29 protein-coding genes and 2 pseudogenes are annotated in these 26,998 nt (G+C 64.8%); 13 read left to right on the plus strand and 18 right to left on the minus strand.

The features are described from left to right. The first annotated feature begins 6 nt into the window (after nucleotides 1-6). Nucleotides 7-1,062 carry an SGNH/GDSL hydrolase family protein gene (locus Q0Q48_RS11970; RefSeq protein ID WP_295137793.1) on the plus strand — a complete coding sequence of 352 codons (1,056 nt, stop codon included), beginning with the start codon at nucleotides 7-9 and terminating at the stop codon, nucleotides 1,060-1,062. A 10-nt stretch (nucleotides 1,063-1,072) separates the two neighbouring features. On the opposite strand, the gene Q0Q48_RS11975 is transcribed toward Q0Q48_RS11970, so the two are convergent. Then, nucleotides 1,073-1,468: a VOC family protein gene (locus tag Q0Q48_RS11975; RefSeq protein ID WP_295137795.1), complete on the minus strand. Its 396-nt coding sequence runs from the start codon at nucleotides 1,466-1,468 to the stop codon at nucleotides 1,073-1,075. A gap of 83 nt (nucleotides 1,469-1,551) precedes the next feature. Between Q0Q48_RS11975 and Q0Q48_RS11980 the strand changes: the two genes are divergently transcribed. Genes Q0Q48_RS11980 through Q0Q48_RS11990 form a run of 3 tightly spaced genes read left to right on the plus strand, consistent with a single transcriptional unit; the run spans nucleotide 1,552 to nucleotide 4,167 of the window. Then, a complete protein-coding gene (locus Q0Q48_RS11980) occupies nucleotides 1,552-2,769 on the plus strand; it encodes a winged helix-turn-helix domain-containing protein (protein ID WP_295137797.1) in 1,218 nt (405 codons plus the stop codon). A 25-nt stretch (nucleotides 2,770-2,794) separates the two neighbouring features. Next, nucleotides 2,795-3,928 (plus strand): amidohydrolase/deacetylase family metallohydrolase, encoded by a 1,134-nt coding sequence (locus tag Q0Q48_RS11985; RefSeq protein ID WP_295137799.1) that lies wholly within the window; start codon nucleotides 2,795-2,797, stop codon nucleotides 3,926-3,928. A 2-nt stretch (nucleotides 3,929-3,930) separates the two neighbouring features. Next, entirely contained in the window at nucleotides 3,931-4,167 is a 237-nt protein-coding gene (locus Q0Q48_RS11990) for a hypothetical protein (RefSeq protein ID WP_295137801.1), read from the plus strand. A 169-nt stretch (nucleotides 4,168-4,336) separates the two neighbouring features. Here Q0Q48_RS11990 and egtD read toward each other — a convergent pair whose 3' ends face one another. Further along, the gene (gene egtD, locus Q0Q48_RS11995) at nucleotides 4,337-5,296 is read right to left on the minus strand and encodes an L-histidine N(alpha)-methyltransferase (RefSeq protein ID WP_295137803.1); all 960 of its coding nucleotides are present in this window, start codon (nucleotides 5,294-5,296) and stop codon (nucleotides 4,337-4,339) included. Next, nucleotides 5,293-6,477, minus strand: a complete 1,185-nt coding sequence (gene egtB / locus Q0Q48_RS12000; protein WP_295137805.1) for an ergothioneine biosynthesis protein EgtB — start codon at nucleotides 6,475-6,477, stop codon at nucleotides 5,293-5,295. Before egtB ends, egtD begins: the two co-directional genes overlap by 4 nt. A gap of 101 nt (nucleotides 6,478-6,578) precedes the next feature. On the opposite strand from egtB, the gene Q0Q48_RS12005 reads away from it, so the two are divergent. Further along, nucleotides 6,579-7,481 carry a hypothetical protein gene (locus tag Q0Q48_RS12005; RefSeq protein ID WP_295137807.1) on the plus strand — a complete coding sequence of 301 codons (903 nt, stop codon included), beginning with the start codon at nucleotides 6,579-6,581 and terminating at the stop codon, nucleotides 7,479-7,481. Here Q0Q48_RS12005 and Q0Q48_RS12010 read toward each other — a convergent pair. Beyond that, the gene (locus tag Q0Q48_RS12010; RefSeq protein ID WP_295137809.1) at nucleotides 7,478-7,645 is read right to left on the minus strand and encodes a DUF1328 domain-containing protein; all 168 of its coding nucleotides are present in this window, start codon (nucleotides 7,643-7,645) and stop codon (nucleotides 7,478-7,480) included. The two genes, Q0Q48_RS12005 and Q0Q48_RS12010, sit on opposite strands and share 4 nt — an antisense overlap. A 124-nt stretch (nucleotides 7,646-7,769) precedes the next feature. Here Q0Q48_RS12010 and Q0Q48_RS12015 point away from each other — a divergent pair, with 124 nt between their 5' ends. Both Q0Q48_RS12015 and Q0Q48_RS12020 read left to right on the plus strand, forming a co-directional pair. Then, nucleotides 7,770-7,901, plus strand: coding sequence for a hypothetical protein (locus tag Q0Q48_RS12015; RefSeq protein WP_295137812.1), 132 nt, complete (start codon nucleotides 7,770-7,772; stop codon nucleotides 7,899-7,901). 9 nt (nucleotides 7,902-7,910) lie between these two features. After that, the gene (locus Q0Q48_RS12020; RefSeq protein ID WP_295137814.1) at nucleotides 7,911-8,306 is read left to right on the plus strand and encodes a DUF2177 family protein; all 396 of its coding nucleotides are present in this window, start codon (nucleotides 7,911-7,913) and stop codon (nucleotides 8,304-8,306) included. Here the strand turns inward: Q0Q48_RS12020 and Q0Q48_RS12025 are convergent, their stop codons facing one another. The 8 genes and pseudogenes from Q0Q48_RS12025 to Q0Q48_RS12060 all read right to left on the minus strand — a co-directional run bounded on the left by Q0Q48_RS12025 (nucleotide 8,307) and on the right by Q0Q48_RS12060 (nucleotide 16,805). Next, on the minus strand, nucleotides 8,307-8,576 hold the full coding sequence (locus tag Q0Q48_RS12025) for a GNAT family N-acetyltransferase (protein WP_295137816.1): 270 nt from the start codon (nucleotides 8,574-8,576) through the stop codon (nucleotides 8,307-8,309). A 60-nt stretch (nucleotides 8,577-8,636) separates the two neighbouring features. Then, nucleotides 8,637-10,208 carry an ABC transporter substrate-binding protein gene (locus Q0Q48_RS12030; RefSeq protein WP_295137818.1) on the minus strand — a complete coding sequence of 524 codons (1,572 nt, stop codon included), beginning with the start codon at nucleotides 10,206-10,208 and terminating at the stop codon, nucleotides 8,637-8,639. A 112-nt stretch (nucleotides 10,209-10,320) separates the two neighbouring features. After that, on the minus strand, nucleotides 10,321-10,911 hold the full coding sequence (locus Q0Q48_RS12035) for a hypothetical protein (protein ID WP_295137820.1): 591 nt from the start codon (nucleotides 10,909-10,911) through the stop codon (nucleotides 10,321-10,323). A 12-nt stretch (nucleotides 10,912-10,923) separates the two neighbouring features. Then, nucleotides 10,924-11,124, minus strand: a pseudogene (locus Q0Q48_RS12040) (CsbD family protein); the annotation flags it as partial. Nucleotides 11,125-11,331: 207 nt separating this feature from the next. Then, complete coding sequence (locus tag Q0Q48_RS12045; RefSeq protein WP_295137822.1) at nucleotides 11,332-11,481, minus strand: hypothetical protein; 150 nt, start codon at nucleotides 11,479-11,481, stop codon at nucleotides 11,332-11,334. Between the two features lie 101 nt (nucleotides 11,482-11,582). Next, entirely contained in the window at nucleotides 11,583-14,147 is a 2,565-nt protein-coding gene (locus Q0Q48_RS12050) for a response regulator (protein WP_295137824.1), read from the minus strand. Further along, complete coding sequence (locus Q0Q48_RS12055) at nucleotides 14,140-15,867, minus strand: sensor histidine kinase (protein ID WP_295137826.1); 1,728 nt, start codon at nucleotides 15,865-15,867, stop codon at nucleotides 14,140-14,142. Before Q0Q48_RS12055 ends, Q0Q48_RS12050 begins: the two co-directional genes overlap by 8 nt. Before the next feature lie 14 nt (nucleotides 15,868-15,881). After that, nucleotides 15,882-16,805 carry a response regulator gene (locus tag Q0Q48_RS12060; RefSeq protein ID WP_295137828.1) on the minus strand — a complete coding sequence of 308 codons (924 nt, stop codon included), beginning with the start codon at nucleotides 16,803-16,805 and terminating at the stop codon, nucleotides 15,882-15,884. Nucleotides 16,806-17,153: 348 nt separating this feature from the next. Between Q0Q48_RS12060 and Q0Q48_RS12065 the strand changes: the two genes are divergently transcribed. From Q0Q48_RS12065 to Q0Q48_RS12080, 4 genes are all read left to right on the plus strand, one after another. Continuing rightward, complete coding sequence (locus Q0Q48_RS12065) at nucleotides 17,154-17,618, plus strand: sigma-70 family RNA polymerase sigma factor (protein ID WP_295137829.1); 465 nt, start codon at nucleotides 17,154-17,156, stop codon at nucleotides 17,616-17,618. Between the two features lie 133 nt (nucleotides 17,619-17,751). After that, a complete protein-coding gene (locus Q0Q48_RS12070) occupies nucleotides 17,752-18,333 on the plus strand; it encodes a sigma-70 family RNA polymerase sigma factor (RefSeq protein ID WP_295137831.1) in 582 nt (193 codons plus the stop codon). A gap of 118 nt (nucleotides 18,334-18,451) precedes the next feature. Continuing rightward, nucleotides 18,452-18,679, plus strand: a complete 228-nt coding sequence (locus Q0Q48_RS12075; RefSeq protein ID WP_295137833.1) for a NepR family anti-sigma factor — start codon at nucleotides 18,452-18,454, stop codon at nucleotides 18,677-18,679. A gap of 249 nt (nucleotides 18,680-18,928) precedes the next feature. Continuing rightward, nucleotides 18,929-19,693, plus strand: coding sequence for a glucose 1-dehydrogenase (locus tag Q0Q48_RS12080; RefSeq protein WP_295137835.1), 765 nt, complete (start codon nucleotides 18,929-18,931; stop codon nucleotides 19,691-19,693). Between the two features lie 4 nt (nucleotides 19,694-19,697). On the opposite strand, the gene Q0Q48_RS12085 is transcribed toward Q0Q48_RS12080, so the two are convergent. The 6 genes and pseudogenes from Q0Q48_RS12085 to Q0Q48_RS12110 form a co-directional block, all read right to left on the minus strand. Next, nucleotides 19,698-20,285: a hypothetical protein gene (locus Q0Q48_RS12085; protein WP_295137837.1), complete on the minus strand. Its 588-nt coding sequence runs from the start codon at nucleotides 20,283-20,285 to the stop codon at nucleotides 19,698-19,700. A gap of 26 nt (nucleotides 20,286-20,311) precedes the next feature. Next, a complete protein-coding gene (locus Q0Q48_RS12090; RefSeq protein ID WP_295137839.1) occupies nucleotides 20,312-20,815 on the minus strand; it encodes a prepilin peptidase in 504 nt (167 codons plus the stop codon). A gap of 10 nt (nucleotides 20,816-20,825) precedes the next feature. After that, on the minus strand, nucleotides 20,826-20,960 hold the full coding sequence (locus Q0Q48_RS12095; RefSeq protein ID WP_295137841.1) for a Flp family type IVb pilin: 135 nt from the start codon (nucleotides 20,958-20,960) through the stop codon (nucleotides 20,826-20,828). A 273-nt stretch (nucleotides 20,961-21,233) separates the two neighbouring features. Continuing rightward, on the minus strand, nucleotides 21,234-22,067 hold the full coding sequence (pssA, locus tag Q0Q48_RS12100) for a CDP-diacylglycerol--serine O-phosphatidyltransferase (RefSeq protein ID WP_295137842.1): 834 nt from the start codon (nucleotides 22,065-22,067) through the stop codon (nucleotides 21,234-21,236). 23 nt (nucleotides 22,068-22,090) lie between these two features. Next, nucleotides 22,091-22,789, minus strand: a pseudogene (locus Q0Q48_RS12105) (phosphatidylserine decarboxylase); the annotation flags it as partial. Between the two features lie 22 nt (nucleotides 22,790-22,811). Continuing rightward, nucleotides 22,812-23,855: a LysM peptidoglycan-binding domain-containing protein gene (locus tag Q0Q48_RS12110; RefSeq protein WP_295137843.1), complete on the minus strand. Its 1,044-nt coding sequence runs from the start codon at nucleotides 23,853-23,855 to the stop codon at nucleotides 22,812-22,814. 116 nt (nucleotides 23,856-23,971) lie between these two features. Here Q0Q48_RS12110 and Q0Q48_RS12115 point away from each other — a divergent pair, with 116 nt between their 5' ends. Continuing rightward, nucleotides 23,972-24,565 carry a TIGR00730 family Rossman fold protein gene (locus Q0Q48_RS12115; RefSeq protein WP_295137845.1) on the plus strand — a complete coding sequence of 198 codons (594 nt, stop codon included), beginning with the start codon at nucleotides 23,972-23,974 and terminating at the stop codon, nucleotides 24,563-24,565. Between the two features lie 175 nt (nucleotides 24,566-24,740). Beyond that, on the plus strand, nucleotides 24,741-26,963 hold the full coding sequence (locus Q0Q48_RS12120) for an NADP-dependent isocitrate dehydrogenase (protein WP_295137847.1): 2,223 nt from the start codon (nucleotides 24,741-24,743) through the stop codon (nucleotides 26,961-26,963). Nucleotides 26,964-26,998: the final 35 nt, after the last annotated feature.

The raw sequence follows: 26,998 nt of genomic DNA on the forward strand, positions 1-26,998 counted from the left end.
GAACGCATGACGCAACCGGGGAAGACGACGGCAGCCAACCTTCCGATCTGGAAGAAGGTTCTCTTCAGCCTGATCCTCCTGGTGGGTTTCCCCGTCGCCGCCATCCTGGCGATCGAGGGCGTGGGCTATGCGGTCATGCACTTCAAGTACGGCGTTCCCGGCAAGAGCTACGGCCTGTGGACCTACGACCCCGAACTCGGCGCGATCCATTCCCGCAACGGCTACAATTCGAACTCGCAGACCAACAATTACGGCTTCCGCAACAAGGAGGACGTCTTCGAGCCCAAACCGCCGGGCTCGATCCGCGTCATCGCCTACGGGGGCTCGACCACCTTCTGCTACAATCTCGAAACCGACCAGGCCTGGCCGATCCAACTGCAGGAGGAACTGCGCAAATACGCCGGACCGAAGTCCCAGGTCCTCAATGCCGGCGCCATCGTCTGGTCGATCGGGCAGGAAGTGGCCCGGGCGAAGCGCGACCTTCCGAAGCTCAAGCCCGACGTGGTCATCATCTATTCCGGCCTGAACGAGGAGGCCAATGCGGGCCACCTCCAGCAAGAGGGTATCAGCCTCAAGGAGGCGGTCGCCCAGGGCAAACACGGCCTGTTCGCGACGAACCTCGACCAGTCGCGCTGGTTGAAGCGCAATTCATTGATCGTGCGCTACATCGAGTATCTGAACCTTTTTGCGCCCACTCCAAATCCCTCGCCGGTCCCGGAGTACCCGATCGTCCCGGAAATCCGGGAGAACTTCAACCGCACGCTTCGCGAATTCATCGAGCTGATCCGGCAGAACAATGCCAAGCCGCTGTACGTCATCATGGGTGGCCTGCACGAAATCGGCCAGAACCGATTGCTCCTGCGCTATTCGCGCGAGGGCGCCGCCGTTGCGCGCGAGATGGGTGTGCCTGTGATCGATTCCAACGACGTCGTGAGGGACTACAAAGGCAACAAGGCCGATCTGTTCGCTCCGACCGGCGCCCACTGGTCGGCGCTGGGCGCCGAATTGCTCGCCAAGTTCATCGATGAGCAGGCACTGAAAGCCATGGTCAAGCCGAACTGACTCGGCCCGCTCACCAGGTGATGTGCACGCTGTCGGCGGACCTCACGTGGGGACCGTGATAGACCGCTTCGACATTGTTGCCGTCCGGATCCAAAGCAAAGGCCGCATAGTAGCCGGGATGGTAGTCCCGCGGCCCCGGCGCTCCGTTGTCCCGGCCGCCCGCCGCCAGCACTGCGGAGTGGAATCGATCGACCGTGGCGCGATCCCTGGCCTGGAGGGCGAAATGCACATGCGCGACAGCGGTGCCGACATCCACCCATAGCTCGTCGGCGAAGAAGTGGTCCTTGCCGTCGACGAGCGGGATGCCGAGCGCTTCCATCGCCGCCTTGTAGAAGCGCCTGGACGCCTCGAGATCCTTGACCTTTAGATGCAGATGATCGATCAGGCGGCCGCGATTCGTCTCCATGATTCCTCCCTCCATCGAATGGCTGGGAGGGAAACGCCCTTATTCAGTGGCCGTTGCGGCCGCGCCTGGATTAGGGTGGCACCGTGACTCGCAAGGTTGACAAGATCGGCGCCGCTGCCGCCCGGCGCGTTGCGCTGGCGGCCCAGGGCTTCGGCATTCAGCGCCCCGACGGCGCCTCCAACCTGGGCCATGTAAAACGCGCCATCGACCGGTTGGGCCTGCTGCAGATCGATTCGGTCAACGTGCTCGTCCGCGCGCACTACCTGCCGCTGTTCTCGCGCCTCGGCAACTACGACAGCTTGCATCTCGACAGGCTGGCCTGGGGCGGCAAGAGCCGCCGCGGTCTCTTCGAGTTCTGGGCGCACGAAGCCTCGCTGCTGCCGCTCGCGTCGCAGCCCCTGCTGCGCTGGCGCATGGCGCGCGCGGCCGCCGGCATCAGCAAGGGCTCACTGCAGGAGTTCGGCCGCGAGAAGGCGACCTATATCGAAGAGGTTCGGAGGGAGGTCGAGGATCGCGGGCCCATTGCGGCCTCCGACCTGTCGGACGGCGGCCCCAGGCGCGGGCCGTGGTGGGGCTGGAACGACGGCAAGCGGGCGCTCGAATGGCTGTTCTTCGCCGGCATCGTCACGACAGCGACGCGACGCGGTGCGTTCGAGCGGATCTACGATCTCACCGAGCGCGTATTGCCGGCGGACATCCAGGCGCTGCCAACGCCCTCGCCCGAGGAGGCACAGCGTGAACTGCTGCGCCTTTCCGCCCGCGCGCTGGGCGTCGCGACCGAGTTCGACCTGCGCGACTACTATCGCCTGCCCGTCGCCGACACCAAGGCGCGGCTCGCCGAACTGGTCGAGGCGGGCGACCTGATCCCGGTCGACGTCGAAGGGTGGAAACAGCCGGCCTATCTCGACCCGGCCGCCCGCCAGCCGCGGCAGATCGAGGCGCGCGCCCTGCTCGCCCCCTTCGACCCGTTGATCTGGGAGCGGGACCGCACGGAGCGTATCTTCGACTTCTTCTATCGCATCGAGATCTATACCCCGGTCGCCAAGCGCAAGCATGGCTACTACGTCCTGCCGTTCCTCCTGGGGGACCGGCTCGTCGGCCGGATCGACCTGAAGTCTGACCGCGCCAATTCCAGGCTGCTGGTGCCGGCTGCGCATCTCGAACCCGGTATCGAGGCGTCCGACGTCGCCGCGCCGATGCTAGAGGAGCTTCGCCTGATGGCGGACTGGCTGGGCCTCGAAGACCTCGGCCTTCCTCGCGCTGGGGCGCTGGGGCGCGAGTGGAGTAGAATGGGTAAGTGATGTGCGTGAAAGGGAAGAAGCAAGCATGAACGATCTGGTTCTCAAGGGCGGCCGCGTGATCGACCCCTCGCAGGGCCTCGACCGCGTGACCGATATCGCCTTCGCCAGCGGCAAGGTCGCCGCCATTGGCGATGGCCTGTCGGGCAACAATACGCGCGATGTCTCCGGCAAGATCGTCTCACCGGGCCTCATCGATCTGCACACGCACGTCTATTGGGGCGGCACTTCGCTCGGCGTCGAAGCGGAACTGCTCGCGCGCTCCGGAGGCGTCACGACCTTCATCGATGCCGGCAGCGCCGGACCGGGCAACTTCCACGGCTTCCGCAAACACGTGATCGAGACCTCGCCGGTCCGCATCCTGCCGTACCTCAACGTCTCCTTCCCGGGCATCTTCGCCTTCTCGAAGTCGGTGATGGTGGGCGAGAGTGCCGACATGCGGCTGCTCGATGCGCGTGAGGCGGTGCGAGTGGCGCGTGAGCACAAGGACCTGGTCCTGGGTGTGAAGGTCCGCGTCGGCAAGTCAGCGAGCGGCGATTCCGGCATCATGCCGCTCGACATCGCGCTGGACGTCGCGGAGGAGACGGGCCTGCCGATGATGGCGCATCTCGACTCGCCGCCGCCGTCGCGGCACGAGGTGGTGAGCCGCCTGCGGCCGGGCGACATCCTCACCCATTGCTTCCGGCCGTTCCCCAATGCGCCGGTCCAGGCCGATGGCAGGGTGCGCGACGAGATCCTGGCGGCGCGGGCACGGGGCGTGATCTTCGACATCGGCCATGGCGGCGGATCCTTCGGCTTCGGCACGACGCGCAAGATGCTGGCCGCGGGCTTCCTGCCCGACGTGATCTCCTCCGATGTGCATGCGATCTCGATCGAGGGCCCGGCCTTCGATCTCCTCACCACCATGTCGAAGTTCCTCTGCCTCGGGCTCGACCTCGCCACGGTAATCAAGCTTGCGACCACGAATGCCGCGGCGGCCATCAAGCGGCCCGATCTCGGCACGCTCAAGGTCGGCAGCGTCGGCGAGGCCACGGTGATCGACCAGGCAAGCGGGACGTTCGACTATGCCGATTCGATCGGCGAGAAGCTGATCGGCGACAAGCGCCTCCTGTCGTCGGGCGTCGTGCTCGCGGGCCGCTGGTGGCATCCGCTCCCAGGCTGAAGATGCCTGACGACGATCCCGCCTCTCCAGCCTGCCTCGCCCATGAAGCCGAAGACGCCTACATGGGCTTTGCGACGCGCGAGGAGATCGTCCGCTTCCTGGTGGAACTGGACAGGGCACCGGCCGCCGCGAAGGCACACATGCTGAGGAAGATGTTGCCGAAAATCCGCGACGAACTGCTGCATGAACAGCTCAAGAGCCGCCTGTCGGCAATTGAATCCGGCAAATCAAACACTTAGGGAGAGCCATTTTTTTGGGCCAGTCAGCAACCCCAAGGGCTCGGTCGCCGTTGATCTGACGCGACCGGATAGTTGGCGTTGCCTCTGCCCCCGCTCAGCAACGCCCCTCTCCCCATCCGGCGTCCCAGCCCGCTCCTGAACACCTCGGGAGCGGGCTTTCTCTTGCGGCCTAAGTGAGGAAGACGATCGCGAACAGCCGGGCCGGATCGGTCCAGGTATGGGCAATCGAAAATCCGCCCTGCCGGGCCAGTTCGCCGATGCCGGCGGTGTCATATTTGTAGGAATACTCGGTATGGACCCGATCGCCTTTCGCGAAGGTGAATCGGCGGCCGGCAACCATGACCGTCTGATCGCGGAGACTGCGGAAGTAGATTTCGATGCGGCCTGCAGCCTCAATATAGAACGCCTCGTGGGCGAAGGCCGAGAGGTCGAAGTTAGCGTCCAGCTGGCGGTTCATGCGTCGAAGGAGGTTCAACGTGAACTGCGCCGTTACGCCGGCCGCGTCGTTGTAGGCATCGTGGAGAAGCCGTGGATCCTTCTTGAGGTCGATGCCCAGGATCAAAGCGCCGTCGCTTCCCAGCAGCCGGCGCGCACGGCGCAGAAAGAGCACCGCCTCCTCCGGCATCAGGTTGCCGATCGTGGAACCGGGAAAGAAGCCGATCCGGCGAGCACCATTGATCACGGACGGAAGCGCGTCGATCGCCATGTAGTCGCCGGAAACCGGATCGACCCGCAGCCACGGATAGTCCTCGCGCAGCCGCCGTGCCGTCGCATCGAGGTGCTCGCGCGAGATGTCGATCGGCACATAGGCGTGAAGATCCGGCATCGCCTCGAGCAGGAGTCGGGTCTTCACGCTGGATCCGCTGCCGTATTCGACGAGCGCACATCCCGGTCCGGCAAGGCGCGCGATGTCGGCCGCGCATTCCCGCAGGATCGAGGTCTCGGTTCGCGTGGGATAGTATTCCGGCTGTTCGCAGATCGAGTCGAATAGCGCCGAGCCACGAGCGTCGTAGAGGAACTTCGCGGGAATTGCGCGCGGCGATCCGCCCAACCCCGAGAGAACGGCACGACGGAAATCCTCGCGATCGGCGGCATCGCCGCCATCCATCGCCAGAAGCGGGACATTCATCGGAGATCCTCCGCGAGACGGATTCCGCCGAACATCCAGCGCGCGTCGGGCGGAAAGAAGTTGCGATAGGTGGGGCGGACATGGCCGGCTGGCGTTGCCGTACATCCGCCACGCAGCACCATCTGACTGGACATGAACTTGCCGTTGTATTCGCCGACGGCACCGGCTGGTTCGCGATAGCCGGGATAGGCGACATATGGACTCGCCGTCCATTCCCAGACCTCGCCGATGCCTTCCACCGCAGCGGAGGCGATCTCCCACTCCGCTTCGCGCGGCAGTCGCTTGCCCGACCACTTGGCGAAGGCGGCAGCCTCGAAGGCGCTGACGTGACAGACCGGCCGCGTCGCATCGACCGGTTCGAGGCCCGACAGTGTGAAGACGTGCCAGGCCCCGTCCTTCTTCTCCCAATAGAGGGGGGCCTCCCAGCCGCGCTGCTTCACGCAGTCCCAGCCGGCTGACAGCCAGAACTCCGGCCGACGGTAGCCGCCATCCTCGATGAAGCCGAGATACTCGCCGCAATTGACCGGACGGATTGCCATGGCGAACGCGTCCAGCCAGCACCTGTGGCGCGGTCCCTCATTGTCGAAGGCGAAGCCCTGCCCGTCATGTCCGGTCTCGACCAGGCCGCCCTCGAACTCGCGCCAGCCCATGGCTTGCACTGCCTGCGCCTTCCTGGTCGGGGCGGTTCTATAGGCGGGCCGCAGCGGGTTCAGGGAGAGTGCGTGCTTGATGTCCATCAGGATCAGCTCCTGATGCTGCTGCTCGTGCTGCAGCCCCAATTCGACGAGGTCATGCGCTTGATGTTCACGCCGCAGGAAATCGAGCATGGCGGTCGTGACGTGGCGACGATAGGCCAGCACTTCCTCGACACCGGGCCGCGTGATCAGCCCGCGTTGCGGCCTTGGGTGCCGCGGCCCCACCGCCTCGTAGTAGGAATTGAAGAGATATTCGTAGGCGGGATCGAAGATGCGGTAGCCGCTTGCGTACGGCCGCAGCACGAACGTCTCGAAGAACCACGTCGTGTGCGCGAGGTGCCACTTGGTGGGGCTCGCGTCCGGCATCGACTGCACGGTCTGGTCTTCCGCCGAGAGCGGAGCGGCAAGTTCCTCGCTGCGGGAACGGACAACCTGGAAGGTATGGAGGCCGCGCATCTCCGCGGAAAGCGTCATCGATTTTGCCACGGGACCTCCGCACGCCATAACGTGGTGCCGCGCCGGTCGGTTGCAAGGGCGCCACCGGACGCTCACCCTGTAGCGTCCGCTCGTACTGATGAGGGAAGCAAGTGCCGATTTGCGAGATCGACCCGTGGCGCACTCAATATTTCGCGAAGGTGGCTTGCCCTGCGCACGTCTTCATACCGACTGAGGACTCGGATGCCTGGCTCTGGAACCCGCAACACCGCTGGACTTATGACAAGCTGGCCGTAGCGACACGGCAGGGACTCGAGGCGGCGCCCCATGGCGTGGCGCCGAAGACCTATCCGGTTTTTTCCAAGCCGGTCTACAACCTCAAGGGCATGGGTGTCGGCAGCCGAGCGCTACGCTCACAGGCCGACTACGAGGCCGCGTATCAGCCCGGTCACATGTGGATGCCCTTGCTCGACGGCGAACACATCAGCAGCGACGTAGCCTTGGTCGACGGTGCGCCGAGGTGGTGGCGGCATGCTGCTGGCATTGCAAGCGGCGACGGCACGTTCGACTCCTGGGAGATCCGCGCCCGGCCCGAGCCCGCCGTCGAAAGCTGCGCGGGCGACTGGTGCCGGCAACACCTCGCAGGATACACCGGCATGGTGAATCTTGAGACGATCGGCGGACGGATCATCGAGATGCATCTGCGGTTCTCCGACCAGTGGCCGGATCTCTATGGCGAAGGCTGGGTCGAAGCGCTGGTGCGGCTCTACGCGCAGCAGGAGTGGCTCTACGAGGATCGTGACAGGCGTACGGGCTACAGCGTCGTCCTGTTCATGCCGCACGGTCGTTCCTATTACCATCCGCCTCCTGCGCTCCTCGAAGGGATTGAGAGAATGGCAGGCGTATCGAGCGTCCAGATCACTTTTCACGAATCGATGGCGCCGGAGAAGCACGCCATGCCACCCGGCGGCTTCCGGGTGGCCATCATCAATTGCTGGCACCGCGAGGCAGGGAATGAAGCCCGCTCCCTGCTCCGCGATCACTTCAGCGCCTAGAGATTGCGACGGACGAAACCAGCAAACAGGCTGACGACGAAAAGAATCAGCGCGATCACGAACAGGATCTGCGCCATGCCGGTAGCGGTCGAGGCGATGCCGCCGAAGCCGAAAATGCCGGCCAGCAGGGCGATCACGAGGAACATCAGGGCCCAGTACAACATTTGCTTGCTCCTTCCGCGCATTGGCAGGTGTTGCGCGAATGAACGTCGGGGCGCGACTACGGGTTCCACCGGGCAACCCTCTCCTTCACGCGGGCGTTACCTCGACGAATGAGGAGGACGTATTATGCAGCCCGAAGTTACTCCGACCGAAGCCCGCAGCGGTGTCGTTACCGGGCGCGTCATCACCGTGCTCATCGTCTCGTTCATCGGCGCGGCGGGAGGCATGGCACTGGCCTGGTACCTGCTCACACACTAAGTTTCGTCGATGAAAACCCTGGCCGTCAGCTATCTCGTCGCGCTCGTCATACTGGCTATTCTCGACGGCTTGTGGCTGGGCGTCGTCAGCCGCGAGTTCTACAAGGCGCGGCTGGGGCAGATGCTCCTGGACAAGCCGGTCTGGAGCATCGCCCTGCTCTTCTATCTCGTGCACGCTGCCGGCATTGCCGTGTTCGCGGTCCCGCCCGCGGTCAATGCCGGCACCTGGGCGAGCGCCTTACTCTATGGCGGCTTGTTCGGCTTCTGTGTCTACGCGGCCTACGATCTCACCAACCTGGCGACATTGCGCGGCTGGCCGATGGCCGTGAGCGCCGTCGACCTGGCGTGGGGCACCGTCGCAACGGCAGCCGCGACGGTCGTGGCCTTTCTTGTCGTGAAGCCCTGATCAGCGCTTGCTGTCGTCGAACTCCGGATGCCGGCGCACATAGGCAACGACGAAACTGCAGGCGGGGACGATTCTGAAACCCTGATTGCGCGTGTCCTCCAAGGCGGCCTTCACGATCCTCGCACCGATGCCCTTGCCCTCGTCCTCTGGCGGAACCTCGGTATGTGTGAAGACCCGCGAGTCGCCCTGTTGGCGATAAGCGGCAATCGCCAGGCCATGATCGACCTGAAGTTCATATCGTTGCTGCGCGACATTGTGCGTGACTGTCATCGTCCACCTGTCATTGGGCACGCCCGCCCCGCAACGGGGCGAGCGCGGGACCGGTTGCCGCTAGCGGTCGACTTCCCAGAACATGGGGTAGGACGACTGGATGAGGTTTTTCAGGTCGCTGCGATATCCGGCGGGTCTCGTGAACTGCCCCCACATCACGGCCGGGACCAGTTCATAGGCGAGGACCTGGATGTCGGCGGCGATCTTGCGGCGTTCCTCGAGCGTGCCGGCCCGCGTGTAGGCCTTTAGCAGGTCGGGAATGCGATTGTCGCAGGACCAGCCCGGGAAGTCGTTGCAGGTCGCCGCGATATAGAAGTGCGTGAGCGGCGAGAACATGTCCGTTCCGTTTGAATAGACCGGAAACATCGACCAGCCATCCTTCTTGGCACGACGCGCCAGAACGGTCGGCCAGTCGCGCGGCTGCTGCTCTACGGTGAAGCCAACGTCCTTCATGTTCTGGACCAGCACCTGCGAAGCGGTTTGGCTAATCGATCCAGCGACTTCGAGGATGATGACCGGCTCGCCCTTGTAGCCGGAAGCCTTCAGTTCGGCACGGGCCGCGGCGAGGTCGAACTTGTTGCCGCTGGCGCCCGCATCCGTCGAAAGCGGCGCGCCACACATCCAGAACGAAGCGCAATTCTTCGTCTGGTACTTGTCCGGCACCCCGATCGCCGTCAACGTCGCATCGGGGTCGACCAGCTTCCACATGACCTTGCGCACCGCCGGATTGTCGAACGGCGGGAAAGCATGATTCAGTCGGAAATTGCCCTGGAACTGGTGAATACCGCCCAGGCCCAAGAGCTTGACGGACTTCTCCTTTTCCAGGACCGGCAGCATGTCGAACGGCAGGTACTGCATGTAGTCGATCTCGCCCGCGATCAGCGCGTTGGCACCGGTCGACGGGTCCGGCATCACGCGCAGGGTGAGCTGGTCGATCTTCACGTTCTTTCCACCGGTCAGAAAATCCGGCGTTTCCTTGCGCGGTAAATAGGCGGCGTTGCGCTCCAGCACCATGGAATCGCCGGGCCGCCACTGGTTCTTGAGGAAGCGGAAGGGACCGGACCCGATCGGCTCGGGAATGCGCTGGTCCGCCGGTGTCGCGGCAAGACGGGCCGGCATCATCACCGGCAGCGGTGCATTGGGCTTGCCCAGCACGTCGAGCAGCAGCGGGAACGGCTGCTTGAGGACAAACCTGATGGTCTTCTGGTTCGTCGCTTCCAGCGTATCCGTATCCGCCATCAACATCTTGCCCAACGGATCGCGCACCGCCCAGCGCTTCAGCGAGGCCACGCAATCCTCGGCCGTCACCGGGTTGCCGTCATGCCATTTCAGCCCGTCGCGCAAAACGAAGGTCCAGGTGAGCTTGTCGGGACTGCTGTCGAAGCTCTCGACCATCTGCGGCTTGATCTCGCCCTTGTCGTTCATGGCGAAAAGCGTGTCGAAGACATGGGTGCCGAAGGTCCGGGTGATCGCGGCCGTCGTCGCGTGCGGATCGAGGATCGTCACCTCGGATTCCAGGACCACCGTCAGCCCCTTGGCCGCCCGCGCCTCGCGCGGCCTGATCAAAGACGCGCCCGCCAGGGCGACACCGCCTGCCAGTGCCGTCCGACGTCCAAAAACAGTGCTACGCATGTGCAGGATTTCCCTTTGTCCCCAGGGCACCACCGTACCGGTGTTTCAGGTCAAACGAAACGGGCCGGCCTCTCCTTTCGGAGAGGCCGGCCCCCACCGTTTCGAAAGGCGGTTACGCCGGGGACAGAATACGGCAGGTCACCCGATCGACGAACGTCGACACGGGCGGCCCGTAGACGGGGACACCCCAACGCTCGCCGGGGCCGGCCGGAGAAAGGACCACGCGCGTGTCCTGGACCGGACGACCGCCGTTCGTAAAGGTGCAGCCCACGACCGGATCGACGACGCTTCCGCTGTTGTTGGTGACATAAACCACGGTCAACCAGTTCTGTTGCGGCACGGCCTGAAGCCACGGGCTGTCGATTACCACGACGGGCACCGTCGGACCGGCAGTGATGGGTACGGTCCCCATCAGGTTGCCTCGCGGCCTCTGAACGACGACTTGGGTTGCCACCGACTGGGCGCTCGGATCGAACGCCTTGTCCGCCGGCGTCTTCGGCATAGCCGCCTGCTGTTGCGGGGTCTGATTGTCCTTGCTGACATTCTCGGGCGTCCAGACCTTTCCGGTCCGTTCGTCCTTGAACTGCGTCAGCCCGTTGGTCGAAACCCCAGCGCCGACCGTGCCAGGCGCCTGGGCAAACGCCGACGTCGAGGCGACGACGACCGAAGCGGCCAGCGTTGCCAGAAGAGCGGAGCGCTTCATGATCATCACTCCTCACATATCCTTGATGCGGGACTTCTCCCAGGTGACGACCTGCGCCTCGGCTTCACTCTTCGAGATGCCGTAGCGGGCCTGGATCTTGCCGACCAACTGGTCGCGACGGCCCTCGATGGCGAGGAGGTCGTCGTCTGTGAGCTTGCCCCATTGCTCCTTCACGGCGCCTTTGGTCTGATTCCAGTTGCCCTTGAGCTTTTCCCAAAGCGTCTTGGCGTCGCTCTGAGCGGTCGTCTGGCCGGGCGTCTGCGCGTTGGCGACGAGCGGCAGTGACACGATGGCGAAGCCGGCGCATGCGGCCAGCTTGACGATTGATCGCATGGAGAACCTCCTGTTGGGACCTGGTAACGGGGCGGCCAAACCGAGGTTGCCGGGGTCGTTTGAGGCCGACCCGGGCGCGACCCGCGCCTAAACCCAGAGCGATTTCAGGGCGAACGCGATCGGAATGACGATGATCATGGCGACGTAGAGGTCCATGAGTTCGCCCGCCAGTGGGCCATGGTCCGAACGATCCTGCGTCATGATGTTCGACGTTTCGGGCACTTGCTTGGACTTCATGATCCCCTCCACGATTGCCCCATCCTGAACAGATGAACGCCGCAAAATCGTGCGGGGTTGCAGCCGTCGCGCGGGATTCTTGGGGCGGTCTGTGGATGGCTTCAGCCCGACTTGCGTACAGTGTGGTCGAGGGCCTGCTGCAGGTCGATCGACGAATAAGGCTTGGAGATGAACTGGATTCCGTCGCCCTGCAGGCCCGGGCGGCTGTAGCCGCTGGCAATTACGACAGGCAGCGACGGGTAGCGTTCCCGCACCTTTGTTGCGAGTTCTTCGCCGCTCATCCCCGGCAGGCCCACGTCGGTCACCAGAAGATCATAGCCCGCTTCATGTTCCAGCAGGTCCAGAGCGGCCTCGCCGCTGCCGACCCCGGATACCGAACATCCCAGCCGTTCCAGCATGTCCGTGGTCGACATGCGAAGCAGGACCTCGTCTTCGACCAGCAGGACGCGCCTGGCCCCTCCCCCAGCGGCCGGCGGGGCGACCTCTTCCGAGGAAGCGTCGGGTTCCGGTGGGGATATGGGCCGCCGGTTTGCCAGCACGCTGCGCAATTTGGCTGAAAGCGCATCGCTGCTGTAGGGCTTGGCGATCATGGGATAACCCGACCGCGAATGGTCCGGGATCAGGCCGCGAGCGAATCCGGACGTCAGGAGGACCGCGATTCCGGGCCGCAGGCGTTGCGCCAGTTGCGCCAGCTCGACGGCGGTAATCGTCCCAGGCATGACGATATCGGTGAACAGCAGGTCGAACGCGCAATCCCTCTCCAGGATCGCCGCCGCAACATCGGGATCCTCGGCAGCCTCCACCCGATACCCCCAGCCCTTCAGCATGTCGACGACGGCCCGCCGGACGTCTTCGCTGTCCTCCACAACGAGGATTCGCTCGCTGCCGCTCACGGCGCTGGCTGGGTCAGCCGCTTCTTCGACGACCGGATCCTCGGTTCGCGGCAGATAGAGCTTGATGCTGGTGCCCTGTCCAATCGCGCTGTCGATGCGGATATGGCCATTCGACTGGCGCACGAAGCCGTAGACCATGCTGAGGCCGAGGCCCGTGCCCTTGCCGTCGCCCTTCGTCGTGAAGAATGGATCGAACGCCTGCGCCGCAATCTCGGGCGGCATGCCGGTACCGGTGTCGCTGACGTCGACCAGGACATACGGACCGGGCGTCACTTCGGGATGAAGGGCGGCATAGCGGCGGTCGAGGGTGGCGTTCGAGACTTCCACCCGAACCGTGCCACCGTCGGGCATGGCGTCGCGAGCATTGATGGCCAGATTGAGGATGGCGTTCTCGAGCTGGCCCGCGTCGATCCTGGCGTTCCATGGATTCTCGGCAATCTTGAGCTCGATGGCGATGCGCTCGCCCAGCGAGTGGCGCATCAGGTCGGCAAGGTCGCCGACCAGCCTGGCGATGTTAGTGGGCTGCGGCGTGAGCGGCTGACGCCGTGCGAAGGCCAGGAGCTGCTGGGTGAGCCGCGCGCCGCGATCCGCCGCCGCCGTCGCGCTCTGCACGCGCGACAGCATCGCGGCATTCTCGGCGGCCTCGCCCTTCAGCAGATCGAGGTTCGCGCGAATGACCTGCAGGATGTTGTTGAAGTCGTGTGCCATGCCACCGGTGAGCTGGCCGGTGGCTTCCATTTTCTGGCCCTGCCGAAGGGCAGCCTCGTCACGCAGCTTCTCGGTAATGTCGACGCATCGCACCACGGCGCCACCGCCCGACATCTCGCCACGGTAGATCTCGTAGTCACGACCGTCATGCGCAACCCGGACCACGGCCGGCCCCCTGGCGGGAGTCGTGGCGAGGTCGAGCGGCAGGAGCAGCGCACGGGTCGCGGGTGAGCGGTCCGAGAGCAGTTGATCCAGGGTTGGTGGCGCCTGCTTGCCCGGCTCCCATTGCGCCAGCCTGGCGAAGGCCTCGTTCCACGCCACGACACGCCGCTCCCCGTCGATCACGAAGATCGGATCGCGCAGGCTCTCCAGGGTCGCCTGGAGGAGGCGCGACCGGCCGGCGAGAGCATGCTGGCTGCGCTCCAGGCGGCCGGCGCCGCGAACGATGATGTAGATGCCGACGATCAGGCAGACGAACGCTCCGCCCATCACGAGCAGACCGGCCATGTCCGCCTGTTCCTGCTCCGATCGCAGGGCCGTGAGGCGCCGCGCCAGCAGGAGCCTCTGCCCTTCGACGAGAGCATCGCTCAGCAGCCTGACCTGGCTGAGCATCGCCCGGCCTGCGCCCGTCCGGTCGAGCGCGAGGGCCGCCTCGCGACCATTGAGCTGATACGCGCCGACCGTAGCGTTCAGCTGGTCGAATTTCTGAGTCGTAACGCTGCGGAATTCATCGAACTGCCGCGTGGTATCGGGATCGTCCGCCACGGCGGCCTCGAGCTGGCGCATGCTCGATTCGATCCTGAGGCGCGCGCGCTCATAGGGCTCCAGGCTCGAGACATCGCCGGTCAGCAGAAAACCGCGCAGCCCGATCTCGGCATCTTGCACGGCGATCACCATCTCCCGCATCAACGCCATCGTCTCGTAGTTGGCCACGACCAGGCGCTGTTGCCGCGCCGCCGACTTGGAATGCGTGAAGGCCAGCATGAGGCCTGTCGCGATCAGCACGGCGAGGATGATTCCGGCGATGACCCCGGTCGAACGTGCCGATCGCAGGAGGCTAGGCATTTGCCGGCTCGTCCGCGGCAGGCATCGGAAAGACGACGATTACCCTGTTGCCGCCCTCGGGCATGCGTTCGATGGTGACCTCGCCGCCCAGCTGCATGGCCAGTCCGCGGATCAAGGTGAGGGCAAAGCCACCCTTCGCGTCTGGGATCGGTGCGCCACCATCCCGGGCAACGCCATTGTCCTCGATGACGAGCTGGACCTCCTCGCCGCGCTCACTCGTCTCGATGCGGACTTCCGGCGTGGCCGCCTTGCTGAAATCATGGGTGAGCGCAATGCTCACGGCTTCCGTGACGATCAGGCCGATGGGAATGGCCGTGTCCGGACCAACCGCCATGATCGGCGCGCGGATGTGATAGCGCGGCGCCTGATGGCCGAGCGGCCTGCGGCCAACCGATATCTGCCGCACGAGATCGCTGATGAACTGCTGGAAGTCGACCAGCGACCAGCTCGACCGCTCGTAGAGATGGCGGTGCAGAATCGACAGCGTAAGAACGCGGTTCTGCGCATCGCCGAAGAAGCGCCGGATGCGCGGCGACCTGATCTCGCCGGCCTGGAGGTTGAGCAGGCTCGATATCATCTGCAGGTTGTTCTTCACCCGGTGATGGATCTCGCGAAGCATGTGGTCGCGCTGCTCCAGGTTGGCCCGCAGGGCGGCCTCGCGGCTGGCGATGGCTTCCGCCATCGCCGTCACGCCCGCCCCGACCGAGGCCATTTCGGGACTCCATGGTCGTGGCGGCGACAGGGTGATGTTTTCCCCGCGAGCGACCTTGTCGGCAAAATCCTGGATATAGCGGAGAGGCCGGACACACCAGCGGTCGGCACCAAACCAGATCACCAGCAGCACGACCAGCGACGCGACCACGACGAGGAAAAACGGCGCCCAGGCTCCGGCAAAAGCCAGCGCAGAGTCGCCGACCGGTGCCGACACCACGGCAAAAAGAGCGTTGCCGCCAACCGGCCGGACACGAAATTCGTAGAACGAGCCGTCCTGTCCGAAGTCGGAGAACCTGACCTGGCTGCCGGTCAGGACCTCGGCCAGCCGTGCCGGCACCGGCAGCCGCCGCATTGCCGTTGCATCGCCCCCGATGGGGGCCCCCGACCGATCGACCACGGCCACGGCAGTCCCGCCAGTGCTGTCCGCCTGGGCGGCCGCCTGCGCCAGCGCTCTCAACGAGATGCCCATGGCGCACATGCCGCGAAACGCGCCGTCGCGAATGATGGGAATGGCGATAGGAATGATTGCGTTCGGGGTGATGCGGCTGGCGATCGTATCGCCGATGACGAGTTCCGTGGCGGGCCGCACCTTCTGGAAGACATCGCGATCGGCGAATGACATGCCGACAGCCTTGGGGTCACTTGCGCATCGTGCAATGCCCTGTTCGCCAGTCACAAGTGCGGTCGAATACTGACCGGGGTATGCGGCGAGCACCTTCGACAGATAGCTCCCGCACTGTGCAATGGCGGACGCGGGCGGATCGTTCGATGCGCTCTGCTCGATGGACTTGTCGGCACAAGCAGCCGACAGGAGGCGCCGCGACGCCTCGAAGAGGCTGGCATAGCGCGCCACCGCCAGGTCGGATACCGAGCCCAGCGCGGCAACCCGCTGCGCGGCATCGGCCTCCTCCTGGCGTTCAGCCTGCCAAGCCGCCACCCCGAGTACAGGCAGCAAGGCCAGCGCAACGAGCGTGACGAGCTTGGAGCGAAGCGACCATCGCGCCACGGCTCTGCTCGGGCTCAGATCGATACGGTATCGAGAGCCTGTGCGATCGCCGCGCGAAGAAGGTCAGGATCGAACGGCTTGGAGATCACGAAAGCCGGCTCCACCTGCTTTCCGGTCAACAGACGCTCGGGGAAGCCCGTCACGAAGATCACCGGGACGGACATCGACTTCATGATCTGGTTCACGGCGGAGATGCCGCTGTCGGAGCCGCGAAGCTGGATATCGGCCAGCACGAGGTGCGGCGAATGCTTCTTGGCGAGCTCGATGGCGGCCTTTTCGGTCGCGGCGATGCCCACGACCTCGTGGCCGGCGTTGCGCACGATGTCGGCAACGTCGAGCGCGATGACGGCCTCGTCCTCGATGACGAGAATGCGAACCGAGGCGACACGCTGGAGTTCCCGGCGCGCTTCCTCGAGGCTGCGCTCGGCGGCGTCGACGCTGACGCCCAGAATATGGGCCGCATCGCCCACGGTGAAGCCTTCCAGCACCGTCAGGAGCAGGACCTGACGCTGCATCGGTGCCATTTCGGTGAGCGATTCCTTCAGGCGGCCGCGGACGCTTTCGCCGTCGCTTGCCGCCTCCTCCAGATCGCCGAACGGCTGACGAAGCCGATGGAACAGGGCAAACACGCCGAGCTTGGTGTCTTCGGCCCCGGCGATGAGCTCCGGCTGCTCAACGGCGACCTCGGCGCAAAGGCGAACCCATTCATCGCCGCGCTGCTGCGAACCGGTAACCGCCCTCGCATACCGACGCAGGAAGGGCAGCGTCCTCGTGATCGCCTCGGACACCTTCTTCGAAGCTACCTGCTCATCAGCCACGTCGTTCTCCCTCATCGCTCCAACAACCTTGCCGCAGGCCGGCGCGGTACAAGGCCTACAGTACGCCGCGGGCGCCTGCAGACAACTCACTATTGCACTATCACCAGTGGCCAGGCCCAATTCGACGCTGCCCCGCGTCCGGCCCTGCAAAATGCTTGCGGACGGGATCCAGACTCCCGTCCGCAATTTCCGACTGCCTGTCCCCTGTTATCTCGTCCTCAATGGAGCCAGCCCAACACCCACATCAGCAGCAGCACCGGGATCGGTACCCCCAAAAGCCAAAGGATTGCCGCGCGTCCCATACAGTCCTCGTCATGGCATGAATGTCGGCAGCACAACGCATGACAGCCTTGCTGGTTCCACACCAACCGATTGCGGCGCTCCGTGCGGAAAAGAGCAGCCTGTCTCCGGGCCGCTATCGAGATTCGCCCTTTCACCGTCGCGACGTCATCCCCAAATGGAGAAACGATGAAAGAAGAGATCGTCGCACTCCTCCCCGATCTTCGTGCGTTTGCACGCTTCATGTGTCGCGAGCGCGAGGCGGCCGACGATCTCGTGCAGAACACCATTCTCGCCGCTCTCGACAAGCAGACGCAGTTCACGCCGGGCACCAATCTCAAGGGCTGGCTCTTCACCATCATGCGTAACCGTTTCTATTCCGATCTCAGGACCCAGCGTCGCCGCCCACTGACGATCGACAGTGAGGCAGCGGCGCCGTTGCCCGCGGTGGACAATCCCGAAGCGACGATGGCCTTGAAGGAACTCTCCACGGAACTGTGGAAGCTCAACCCCCAATCGCGTGAAGCCCTGGTGTTGATCGGCGCGGGCGGCTTCTCCTACGAAGAAGCCGCCGCGTTGTGCGGCTGTTCGGTTGGCACCCTGAAGGCACGCGTCTCCCGCGCACGGAAGTATCTCTCAGAAAAGCTCCAGTAGAGACGTTCGAAAGAGTCTCCGGAACCGTTTCCGCTTATATTCCAATCACTTAGCAGATTCATCCATTCTTGTGTAACCAAACCGGGACGCGGGCATTCATTCACCACAGGACGCAACTTTCCGGAGATTGCCAATGACCACGCAGACCAAGCAGGATGAAGCCACTGGGGATTTTCACGAGCAGCTCAAGACCGTCCTGCCCCGCCTGCGCATCTACGCCCTGTCCCTGACGCGCGACCGGGACGCGGCGGAGGATCTCGTCCACGACACCGTGATCAAGGCTCTGACCGGCCGGAACAGTTTCCAGCCTGGTACCAACCTAGCGGCGTGGCTGTTTCGCATTCAGCGAAACGAGTTCATTTCGGGACTGCGCCGCCGGCGTCCGACGGTGCCAGTTGACACCGCAATCGCCGAATCACTTTCTCATCCCGCTCATCAGGAAAGTGGCCTCGTCATGCGTGAATTCATGTCGGCGTTCGGGAAGCTTGCTGCGGCGCAGCGCGAGGCTCTGCTTCTGGCGGTGCTCGAGGGCCTGCCCTACGAGACGATCGCCGAACATACCGGTGTATCGGTCGGCACGGTCAAGAGCCGCATCTCTCGCGCGCGCGATACGCTCGAGCGGCTCCTGCTGGAAGGGGAAGCCCGCCCCTCGTCCGGCCCCGGCCGGACGTCCGCCTACCTCCGCGATGACGATTCCCCGGTCGCGACTCGTTAAAAGTCCTCTTTCACGACCGACGTTTGGGTGCGACAAAGTCATGAGTGGTCCCAGGGGGAGAGTTGGATGGGTCGGACAGGATCCCGCGGAGTGGAGTTCCGTCTCCGGGGAGCATGTTATGGCCACTAACGACGACAAGCCCGAGGACGGACGCGCCGGTGGCCCGGCGCGTTCGAAGCCTCGCAGCAGTGATCGGCCGTTCGACATGTGGCTGCACAAGCAGCTTCACGCGATGTACGATGAGATCGCAAGCGAACCGCTGCCTGACGATCTTCTCAATCTCATCGACAAGGATGCCGCCAGCGACAAGAAGCGTGGTGCATCGGAAGAGCCGCCCAAGAAGTAGGCGTCGGGTTTCGTCGTCACAACCTGGCGATACGTCCACCACACATTCCCCAATGAAATGGCGGCGATCTTTCGATCGCCGCCACCCTTGTTCGCAACCCGCCGGTCAGCCCGGCCGGCACGCCGCGAACTCGTATCGCGCCACCACTCCGTTTTGTGCCGCCACTGCCTGTACCCAACGACCGTCCTCTGTTTCGGGTTCCGCGAGTTCGCTATAGGGACGAAGACAAAAAAACAGGGAGGTACATCGATGGAGCTCTTTGATCTTTCCGGCCGCGTGGCCGTCGTTACCGGCGGCAATGGCGGCATCGGACTCGGAATGGCCTTGGGCATGGCGCGCGCCGGCGCGACCGTCGTCGTCGCGGGCCGCGACGCCGCCAAGAACGAGGCGGCGGTCAAGGAACTGCAGGCGACCGGCGCAAAAGCCGCCTCGATCGTCGTCGATGTGCTGAAGGAAGAGTCGTGCCGCGCGCTCATCGCCAATACGGTCGCAGCCCATGGCCGGCTCGACATCCTGGTGAACAACGCCGGCATCAACATTCGCAAGCAACCGCAGGAATACTCGCTCGCCGAATGGCACCAGGTGATGGATAGCAACCTGACCAGCGCGTTCCTGTGCAGCCAGGCCGCCTATCCCGAGATGAAAAAGGTCGGGGCGGGCAAGATGATCAACATCGGCTCGATGATGTCGATCTTCGGCGCCTCCTTCACGACGGCCTATGCGGCAAGCAAGGGCGGTATCGTGCAGATGACGAAGGCGATGGCCACCGCCTGGGCCAAGGACAACATCCAGGTGAACGCGATCCTGCCCGGATGGATCGACACCGCGCTCACCCAGCGCGCTCGTCGCGACGTGCCGGCGCTGCACGATTCGGTGCTGAAGCGCACCCCGGCCGGACGCTGGGGCACACCCGGCGACTTTGCCGGCATCGCGGTTTTCCTGGCGGCATCGGCGTCGGACTATGTCACCGGCGCCGCCATCACCGTCGATGGCGGCTATTCGGTGCAGGGCTAGGCGATCAGGGCGAGACGATCCGGCAGTCGGCGCGATCGACGAACAGGTCGGTCCTGGGTCCGTAGATCGTGATTCCACCACGCACCCCGGCGCCGACGCCAGGCACCAGCACACGGGTTTCCTCGACGAGTTTCCCGGCGTTGGTGAACCGGCAGTCGATCATCGGCGCCAGTGTGCCCGCGCTGTTGTTGTTCACGTAGAGGACGACCTGCCAGCGCTTTCCCGGAACCGCCCGCAGACTGGCATTGTCCATCGTCACGAGCGGCGTGCTCGGGCCGGCGGTCGGCGCGGACCAACCGAGAGCCGAGAATTTGGGCCGCTGCACCACGACGCCCTTGATCCGCGCGGCCTGGGCCAGCGGATCGAAGGCGAGATCGGCCGGCGTGGGCTTGCCGATCGGCCCCTGCCCGACATTCTCCGGCGTCCAGATTTGACCCGTCTTGGGGTCGCGGAACTCGGGCATGCCGGGGGTCGTAGACACTTCCACATGGCTGCGGGGCACTGGCGGCGGCGCGGTCTGCGCGCCTGCGGCGGTCGCCACGAGTATGGCGGCCGCAGCCACGATGACAGTCTTTGCGATCGGCGAAATCATGGGCCCTCCGTGTTCGGCTGCCGATCTCAACCGACGACCAGCCTGGTTGCAACCCAAAGTCCGCCTACTGCGATCGCGGGGCCGTAGGGCAGTCGCCGGCGCAGCGCCGCCTCGCCCGGGCCCGAAACCGGACCAACGGGCGCTCCCGCCAGAAGGGCGATGCCCAGCAGGCCGCCCGCCACGGCTGTCACCAGCAGCAGATCGAGGATCTGAGCCGGACCTGCGAACAGGGCCACTGCGGCCAGAAGCTTGACGTCGCCTCCGCCCATCATGCCGGCGGCAAACGCCGCCGCGCCCGCGGCAAACAGGCCGGTCGCGCAGGCGATCGATACGCCGATGGCGCTCAATGGGAAAGTGCCGCTCGCCAGGCCAAAGACGGCCCATGCGGCAAAAAGGGCCGCGATGGCGATCGAAAGCCCGTTTTCAATGTGGAGAGTGCGCAAATCCTGCCACGCCGCCGCAATCAGCAGGACCGCGAGGATCGCCAGGCAGCCGGTCTGGAGGAGCGTCACCAGATTCGGCAAAGCCACCTGCTGCTCGCTAGTTGAGGGCCGCCGCACCGAGGACGTGGCTAACCTTGTCGGTGACCGATCGGATCGATGCGATCGCGGCAACCGCGATCAACGAGGTGATCAACGTGTATTCGACGGCCGTGGCGCCTTGGGTGTTCTTCATCAACCGACGGAAGATCGAAAGCATTCCCCAGCCTCCAGCCTAGACTTGCCGGCCCCGTGCCGAATCAACTTAGGGAAAATACTTAATGTGAAATCTCAGGTCAATTGAAAGCCGACCATTTTGTGTCATCATTTCTAATAATTTGATTCCAATGGGGAATTTCTGTGGCCGTCATCGAGTCGCGCCGTCGGCAAACGAGGTGTCCCGAGGTAAGGAATCGGGAAATCTGAACCCGAGAAACGGCCGGCGGACGCCTCCCCGCAGCGGCACGACTCAGTCGCCCGAGGGGCTTCCCCGGTCGACGGCGCGCAGCGGCACCACCCCTGCCGCCTCGGCCGCCTTGCGATCCTGCGCCGCCTGCCGGCGATAGGACAGAAGGCTGAAGGGAATCAGGCACATGTAGCCGAGCCCGATCAGGGACAGCGCGATCCAGGGGGCGCTGGCCAGCACCCCCATGACCAATGCAGCCGCCAGCAGCGTCGGCAGCACGAGATGGCGCGGGATCCTGCCCTTCTTGAACGAGAAAGTCGGCACGCGGCTCACCATGAGACCACCGACGGCGACCAGGACCAGGCCGACGACGACGGAATGGCGGGGCCATGCCGCCTCGATCTCGAAGCTCACCATGAGCGGCATCAAAGCCAGCAAGGCGCCCGCCGGCGCCGGCACACCGGTGAAGTAGGATCCCGTCCAGACGGGCGGCGGCGTGTCGGAAACCAGAGCGGTATTGAACCGCGCGAGACGCAGCGCCGAGCAGATCGGGAACATCAGGGTCACGATCCAGCCCAGAGCTCCGACATGGCTCAAGGAGGCGAGATAGAGGACCAACGCCGGAGCGACGCCGAAGCAGAGGAAATCCGAGAGGGAATCGAGTTCGGCACCGAAGCGACTGGTGACGCCCAACCGGCGCGCCACGCGGCCGTCGAGAGCATCGAAAATCGCCGCGACGATGATGGCGATCACGGCCAGCCGCATCTCCCCCTGCAGGGCGAAGCGGATCCCCGTCAAACCGGAGCACAGGGCGGCGAGTGTCAGGACGTTCGGGATCAGCCGGTGAATGGAGAAGCCACGCAATCCGCCGCGTTGCGAGCGCAGGTCGCTATCCATGCAGGACTCCCTCGAATTCGTCGCTAGAACTCGATGGCGAGACGCGGCCCCGCCATCACGGGGTCGAGTTCGGCCATGACGGTCTCGCCGCCGATCATGCGCTGCCCCGGAGAAACCAGCAGCCGCGCACCTTCCGGCAGGTAAAGGTCCGTCCGACTACCAAAGCGGATATGGCCAAAACGTTCCCCCGCGACCACCGCCTGCCCCGGCTTCACATAGCAGACGATGCGGCGGGCAACGTATCCCGCGATCTGCACGCAGCCGATAACGCGGCCGTCGGCGCGGCGCAACGCCAGTGCCGTGCGCTCGTTGTCTTCGCTGGCCTTGTCGGCATTAGCACTCAGGAACTTGCCCGGCCGGTAGGCCACGACGTCCACGGTCGCGGCGCAGGGGCTGCGGTTGATGTGGACGTCGAATACACTGAGGAAGATCGAGACCCGTGTCAGCGGCTTGTCGCCGAGGCCCAGTTCCTGCGGCGGAACGGCGTCGACGACCATCTGCACCAGGCCGTCGGCCGGCGCGATCAGCAGCCCGTCATCCTGCGGCACGCCGCGCGGCGGGTCGCGGAAAAAGTAGATAGACCACAAGGTGACGACGAACAGCGGCCAGAACAGCCACGCTGCGCCGGTCAAGGCGGCCAGGAACGTCGCGGCCGCAAACAGGGCGATGAATCGCCAACCGTCCTCGAGGATCGGCACCAGGAAATTGGCAAGCATGAGTGTCGCGCTCTTCGTTGTCCGAAGGTCAGTTGACCTTGGGCAGGCTGAGGATTTGTCCGGGGTATATCAGATCGGGATTCTTAACCTGATCCTTGTTTGCGGCGAAAATGACGGTGTGACGCCACCCCGCACCATAGTGCGCCTGCGCAATGTTCCAGAGATTGTCTCCCTTTACGATGTGCAGCCGCCTGCCGTCGGCGCTCGAGACCGGCGCCACGACAACGCGCTCGAATGGCAGTTCGAGGCGCGCGACGGGCTTGCCGTCGGTGGCGATACGATCGAGCCTGAGCATATGCTTGCCCTGTTCGACCGGGTCCGCGGGCTTCAGCCGCCAGCGACCGTCGGCGGCCGCCCTGCCTTCAGCGACCAGCCTGTCGTTCATGTATGCCCTGACGACGGTGCCCGGAGCGGCCAGGCCCGAGACGGTGACGTGGCCGCCGTCGTCGTAGTCCAGCGTCGACACGGAAAGATCGGCCGACTTCGGGAGGCCGGCGGACGTGGGCGGCTGCACGAGGGTTGCAGCGCCGGCCGGCGGCGAGATCATGACCAGCGTCTCCGCACGCGGCTGAGCGGGGGCGTTCGCTGCGGGCGGCTCCGGCACGACGGCGACAACGGCCTGCTCGGAGGTGAGCGGCGCCTTGCCCTCGAAATGCTGCACGACGCGCAATTCGTGCTGGCCGACCGTGAGCGGCGGGTCCTGGACGATGATGACCCACTCCCCGCGCGAGTCGGATTCTGCCTTGGCGATCTCCTTGCCGCCGTCCAGCAGCACGATCTTGGCGCTGGGGGCGGCTCGGCCAGCGATCACCGCGCGGCCATCCGGGCCGATACGGGCGACATCGAACGAGGGCGAGGAAGGGGCGGCCGATGGAACCGATGCGGGCGCCGGGGCAGTGGTTGCGGTCGAGGTGCTGGCAGGCGTAGGCCCCGATGCCGGGCCGCCAATGACGGCTTTGACCGGCTGGTCGATGGCGGCCTGCTCGCTCAACTTCCCGCGCCATGCGACGCCGAGGGCGATCGCGATCACCACCGCGCCCACAGCGACCAGCCCGAAAACAGTTCGTGACATCGCCCTCCCAACGGTGCGACCACCATCCCCATTGGCGTCGCAGCCAGCCTTTGCGTAACAATACCATGTCACACCGTCGCTGAAACGCGCCGGATCGTCCCAGAAAAGCAGCTTTCGTGCCCGAGATCACCCCCTCTTCCCTCTGCGTCTTCTGCGGCGCCCGTTTCGGAACAGACCCCGCCACGCGGGAGACCGCCGTCGGCCTGGGACGGCTTCTCGCCGCCCAGGGCATTACCCTGGTCTATGGCGGCGGCGGCGTCGGCCTGATGGGGCTGGTCGCCAATGCCACCCTCGACGCCGGCGGCCGGGCCGTGGGCATCATTCCGAACTTTCTCCTGCAGCGCGAAGCGGGCCATCCGGCGCTCACCGAGACCGTGGTCGTCGAGACCATGCACGAGCGCAAACTGCAGATGTTCGAGCGAGCGGACGGTTTCGTGGTGCTGCCCGGTGGCATCGGCACCCTGGAGGAGTTCTTCGAGGTCCTGTCCTGGCGGACCCTCGGTCTCCACAGCAAGCCGATCGTGATCATCGATCAGGGGGGCTACTGGGAGCCCTTGGCCGCCCTCCTCCGTGGCGTCGTGGAAGGTGGATTCGCCGAGCGAACCCATCTCGACCATGTCGCCTTCGTAAGCGACTTGAAGGACGTCCTGCCCGCCATTGCGGCAATGCCCGCGTTCAACGGCTTCGAGAAGCGCCTGGACAAGGTCTGATCCTTTCGCATGACGAAGCCAGGCCGGTTTTCTGACGGCGCCTCCGCGTCCTGCGCCGGCTGCCCGTAGGCATCCTGCCCAGATTGCCTTTGCCTCTCGGCGGTGCAACAAGACTGGCCACAATCAGCAATTTATCAACCCAGCCGAAACCAAAGCGGCGCACGGAGGTGCAGGTATGTCAGATCTCGAAATCGTCTGGACGAAGGTCGATGAGGCCCCCGGACTTGCGACGTATTCCCTCCTTCCGATCGTCGAGGCCTTCGTCGCGACAGCCGGCGTGAAGGTGAAGCTGAAGGACATTTCGCTGACCGGCCGCATCATCGCGAATTTCCCCGAGAAGCTGAAGCCCGAGCAGAAGATTCCCGACGAGCTTGCCGAGCTCGGCAAGCTGACGCTGAAGCCGGAAGCCAACATCATCAAGCTGCCGAACATCTCGGCCTCGATCCCGCAGCTCAAGGCCGCGATCAAGGAGCTGCAGGCCAAGGGCTACGACATCCCCAACTACCCCGACAGCGACGCGACGCCGGCCGACAAGGAAATCCGCGCCCGCTACGGCAAGGTGCTGGGCAGCGCCGTCAATCCGGTGCTGCGCGAGGGCAATTCCGACCGCCGTGCCGCCGGCGCCGTGAAGCAGTACGCCCGCAAGCATCCGCACAAGATGGGCGCCTGGAGCAAGGATTCGAAGACCCGCGTCCTCCACATGACGGCCAACGACTTCTACGGCTCTGAAGTCGCGACGACCCTCGCCGCGCCGACGAACGCCCGCATCGAGCTGGTCGCCGCCGATGGCGCGACCACGGTGCTGAAGCCCAAGATTCCGCTCAAGGCCGGCGAGATCATCGACTGCTCGGTGATGAACGCCAAGGCGTTGCGCGCGTTCTACGCTTCGGCGATCGAGGCGGCGAAGAAGGACGGCGTCCTGTTCTCGCTGCACCTCAAGACGACCATGATGAAGATCTCCGATCCCATCCTGTTCGGTCATTGCGTTTCCGTGTTCTTCGCCGACGTGTTCGCCAAGCACGGCGAGACGCTGAAGAAGCTGGGCGTCGATCCCGACAACGGGCTGGGCGACATGCTGACCCGCATCGAGACGCTGCCGGACGCCGAGAAGGCCGCGATCAAGGCCGACATCCAGGCCGAGTACGCCAAGCGGCCCGGTCTCGCCATGGTCAACTCCGACAAGGGCATCACCAACCTGCACGTCCCCAGCGACGTGATCATCGATGCCTCGATGCCGGCGATGATCCGCGAATCGGGCAAGATGTGGGGCGCCGACGGCAAGCTGCACGACTGCATCGCCGCGATTCCCGACCGGTGCTACTCGACGCTGTATCAGGCCGTCATCGAGGACTGCAAGGCGCACGGCGCCTTCGACCCGAAGACGATGGGCACGGTGCCGAACGTCGGCCTGATGGCCCAGCAGGCCGAGGAGTACGGCTCGCACGACAAGACCTTCCGGATCGCGACCGACGGCAAGGTCAATGTCGTTGCCGAAGACGGAACTGTGCTGATGACGCAGAAGGTCGAGGCCGGCGACATCTTCCGCATGTGCCAGGTCAAGGACGAGCCGATCCGCGACTGGGTCAAGCTGGGCGTGCGCCGCGCACGGCTCACCAACACCCCGGCAGTGTTCTGGCTCGATGCCAAGCGTGGCCACGATGCGCAGCTGATCGCCAAGGTCGAGAAGTACCTGAAGGAAGAGGACACGAAGGGTCTCGACATCCGCATCCTGGCGCCGGTCGAGGCGATGAAGTTCTCGCTCGACCGCATCCGCAAGGGGCTCGACACGATCTCCGTGACGGGCAACGTGCTGCGCGACTACCTGACCGACCTCTTCCCGATCATGGAGCTCGGCACCTCGGCCAAGATGCTGTCGATCGTGCCTCTGCTGAACGGCGGCGGCCTGTTCGAGACCGGCGCTGGCGGCTCTGCCCCCAAGCATGTCGAGCAGTTCCAGCACGAGGGCTACCTGCGCTGGGATTCGCTGGGTGAGTTCCTGGCGCTGGGCGCCTCGCTGGAGCATCTGGCGCAGACGACCGGCAACGAAGACGTGAAGGTCCTTGCCGAGACGCTCGACGAGGCCAACGCCAAGATCCTCGAGGACAACCGGTCGCCCGCCCGCAAGGTTGGAGAGATCGACAATCGCGGTAGCCATTTCTATCTGGCCAAGTACTGGGCGGAGGCGCTGGCCCGCCGCGACAACAGCACGGCGCTCTCCGCCCGCTTCAAGCCGCTGGCGAAGAAGCTGGAGGAGAACGAGGCCAAGATCGATGCCGAGCTGATTGCCGCGCAGGGCAAGCCGGTGGATACGGGCGGCTACTATCTGCCCGACCCGAAAAAGACCACGGCGGGCATGCGGCCGAGTGCGACGTTGAACGAAGCGCTCGCTGCCCTCTAAAGCAGCGTCAGGTCAAGCCGCCCCGGGCAACCGGG

The organism is uncultured Reyranella sp. (genome assembly GCF_945957355.1).
Taxonomy (GTDB): domain Bacteria; phylum Pseudomonadota; class Alphaproteobacteria; order Reyranellales; family Reyranellaceae; genus Reyranella.

Bases quoted from the DNA above. Each gene is read 5' to 3' on its own strand.
- Q0Q48_RS11970 (WP_295137793.1), top strand. From the start codon at position 7: ATGACGCAACCGGGGAAGACGACGGCAGCCAACCTTCCGATCTGGAAG.
- Q0Q48_RS11975 (WP_295137795.1), bottom strand. From the start codon at position 1,468: ATGGAGACGAATCGCGGCCGCCTGATCGATCATCTGCATCTAAAGGTC.
- Q0Q48_RS11985 (WP_295137799.1), top strand. From the start codon at position 2,795: ATGAACGATCTGGTTCTCAAGGGCGGCCGCGTGATCGACCCCTCGCAG.
- Q0Q48_RS11990 (WP_295137801.1), top strand. From the start codon at position 3,931: ATGCCTGACGACGATCCCGCCTCTCCAGCCTGCCTCGCCCATGAAGCC.
- egtD (WP_295137803.1), bottom strand. From the start codon at position 5,296: ATGAATGTCCCGCTTCTGGCGATGGATGGCGGCGATGCCGCCGATCGC.
- Q0Q48_RS12010 (WP_295137809.1), bottom strand. From the start codon at position 7,645: ATGTTGTACTGGGCCCTGATGTTCCTCGTGATCGCCCTGCTGGCCGGC.
- Q0Q48_RS12015 (WP_295137812.1), top strand. From the start codon at position 7,770: ATGCAGCCCGAAGTTACTCCGACCGAAGCCCGCAGCGGTGTCGTTACC.
- Q0Q48_RS12020 (WP_295137814.1), top strand. From the start codon at position 7,911: ATGAAAACCCTGGCCGTCAGCTATCTCGTCGCGCTCGTCATACTGGCT.
- Q0Q48_RS12025 (WP_295137816.1), bottom strand. From the start codon at position 8,576: ATGACAGTCACGCACAATGTCGCGCAGCAACGATATGAACTTCAGGTC.
- Q0Q48_RS12030 (WP_295137818.1), bottom strand. From the start codon at position 10,208: ATGCGTAGCACTGTTTTTGGACGTCGGACGGCACTGGCAGGCGGTGTC.
- Q0Q48_RS12035 (WP_295137820.1), bottom strand. From the start codon at position 10,911: ATGAAGCGCTCCGCTCTTCTGGCAACGCTGGCCGCTTCGGTCGTCGTC.
- Q0Q48_RS12045 (WP_295137822.1), bottom strand. From the start codon at position 11,481: ATGAAGTCCAAGCAAGTGCCCGAAACGTCGAACATCATGACGCAGGAT.
- Q0Q48_RS12050 (WP_295137824.1), bottom strand. From the start codon at position 14,147: ATGCCTAGCCTCCTGCGATCGGCACGTTCGACCGGGGTCATCGCCGGA.
- Q0Q48_RS12065 (WP_295137829.1), top strand. From the start codon at position 17,154: ATGAAAGAAGAGATCGTCGCACTCCTCCCCGATCTTCGTGCGTTTGCA.
- Q0Q48_RS12070 (WP_295137831.1), top strand. From the start codon at position 17,752: ATGACCACGCAGACCAAGCAGGATGAAGCCACTGGGGATTTTCACGAG.
- Q0Q48_RS12075 (WP_295137833.1), top strand. From the start codon at position 18,452: ATGGCCACTAACGACGACAAGCCCGAGGACGGACGCGCCGGTGGCCCG.
- Q0Q48_RS12080 (WP_295137835.1), top strand. From the start codon at position 18,929: ATGGAGCTCTTTGATCTTTCCGGCCGCGTGGCCGTCGTTACCGGCGGC.
- Q0Q48_RS12085 (WP_295137837.1), bottom strand. From the start codon at position 20,285: ATGATTTCGCCGATCGCAAAGACTGTCATCGTGGCTGCGGCCGCCATA.
- Q0Q48_RS12095 (WP_295137841.1), bottom strand. From the start codon at position 20,960: ATGAAGAACACCCAAGGCGCCACGGCCGTCGAATACACGTTGATCACC.
- pssA (WP_295137842.1), bottom strand. From the start codon at position 22,067: ATGGATAGCGACCTGCGCTCGCAACGCGGCGGATTGCGTGGCTTCTCC.
- Q0Q48_RS12110 (WP_295137843.1), bottom strand. From the start codon at position 23,855: ATGTCACGAACTGTTTTCGGGCTGGTCGCTGTGGGCGCGGTGGTGATC.
- Q0Q48_RS12120 (WP_295137847.1), top strand. From the start codon at position 24,741: ATGTCAGATCTCGAAATCGTCTGGACGAAGGTCGATGAGGCCCCCGGA.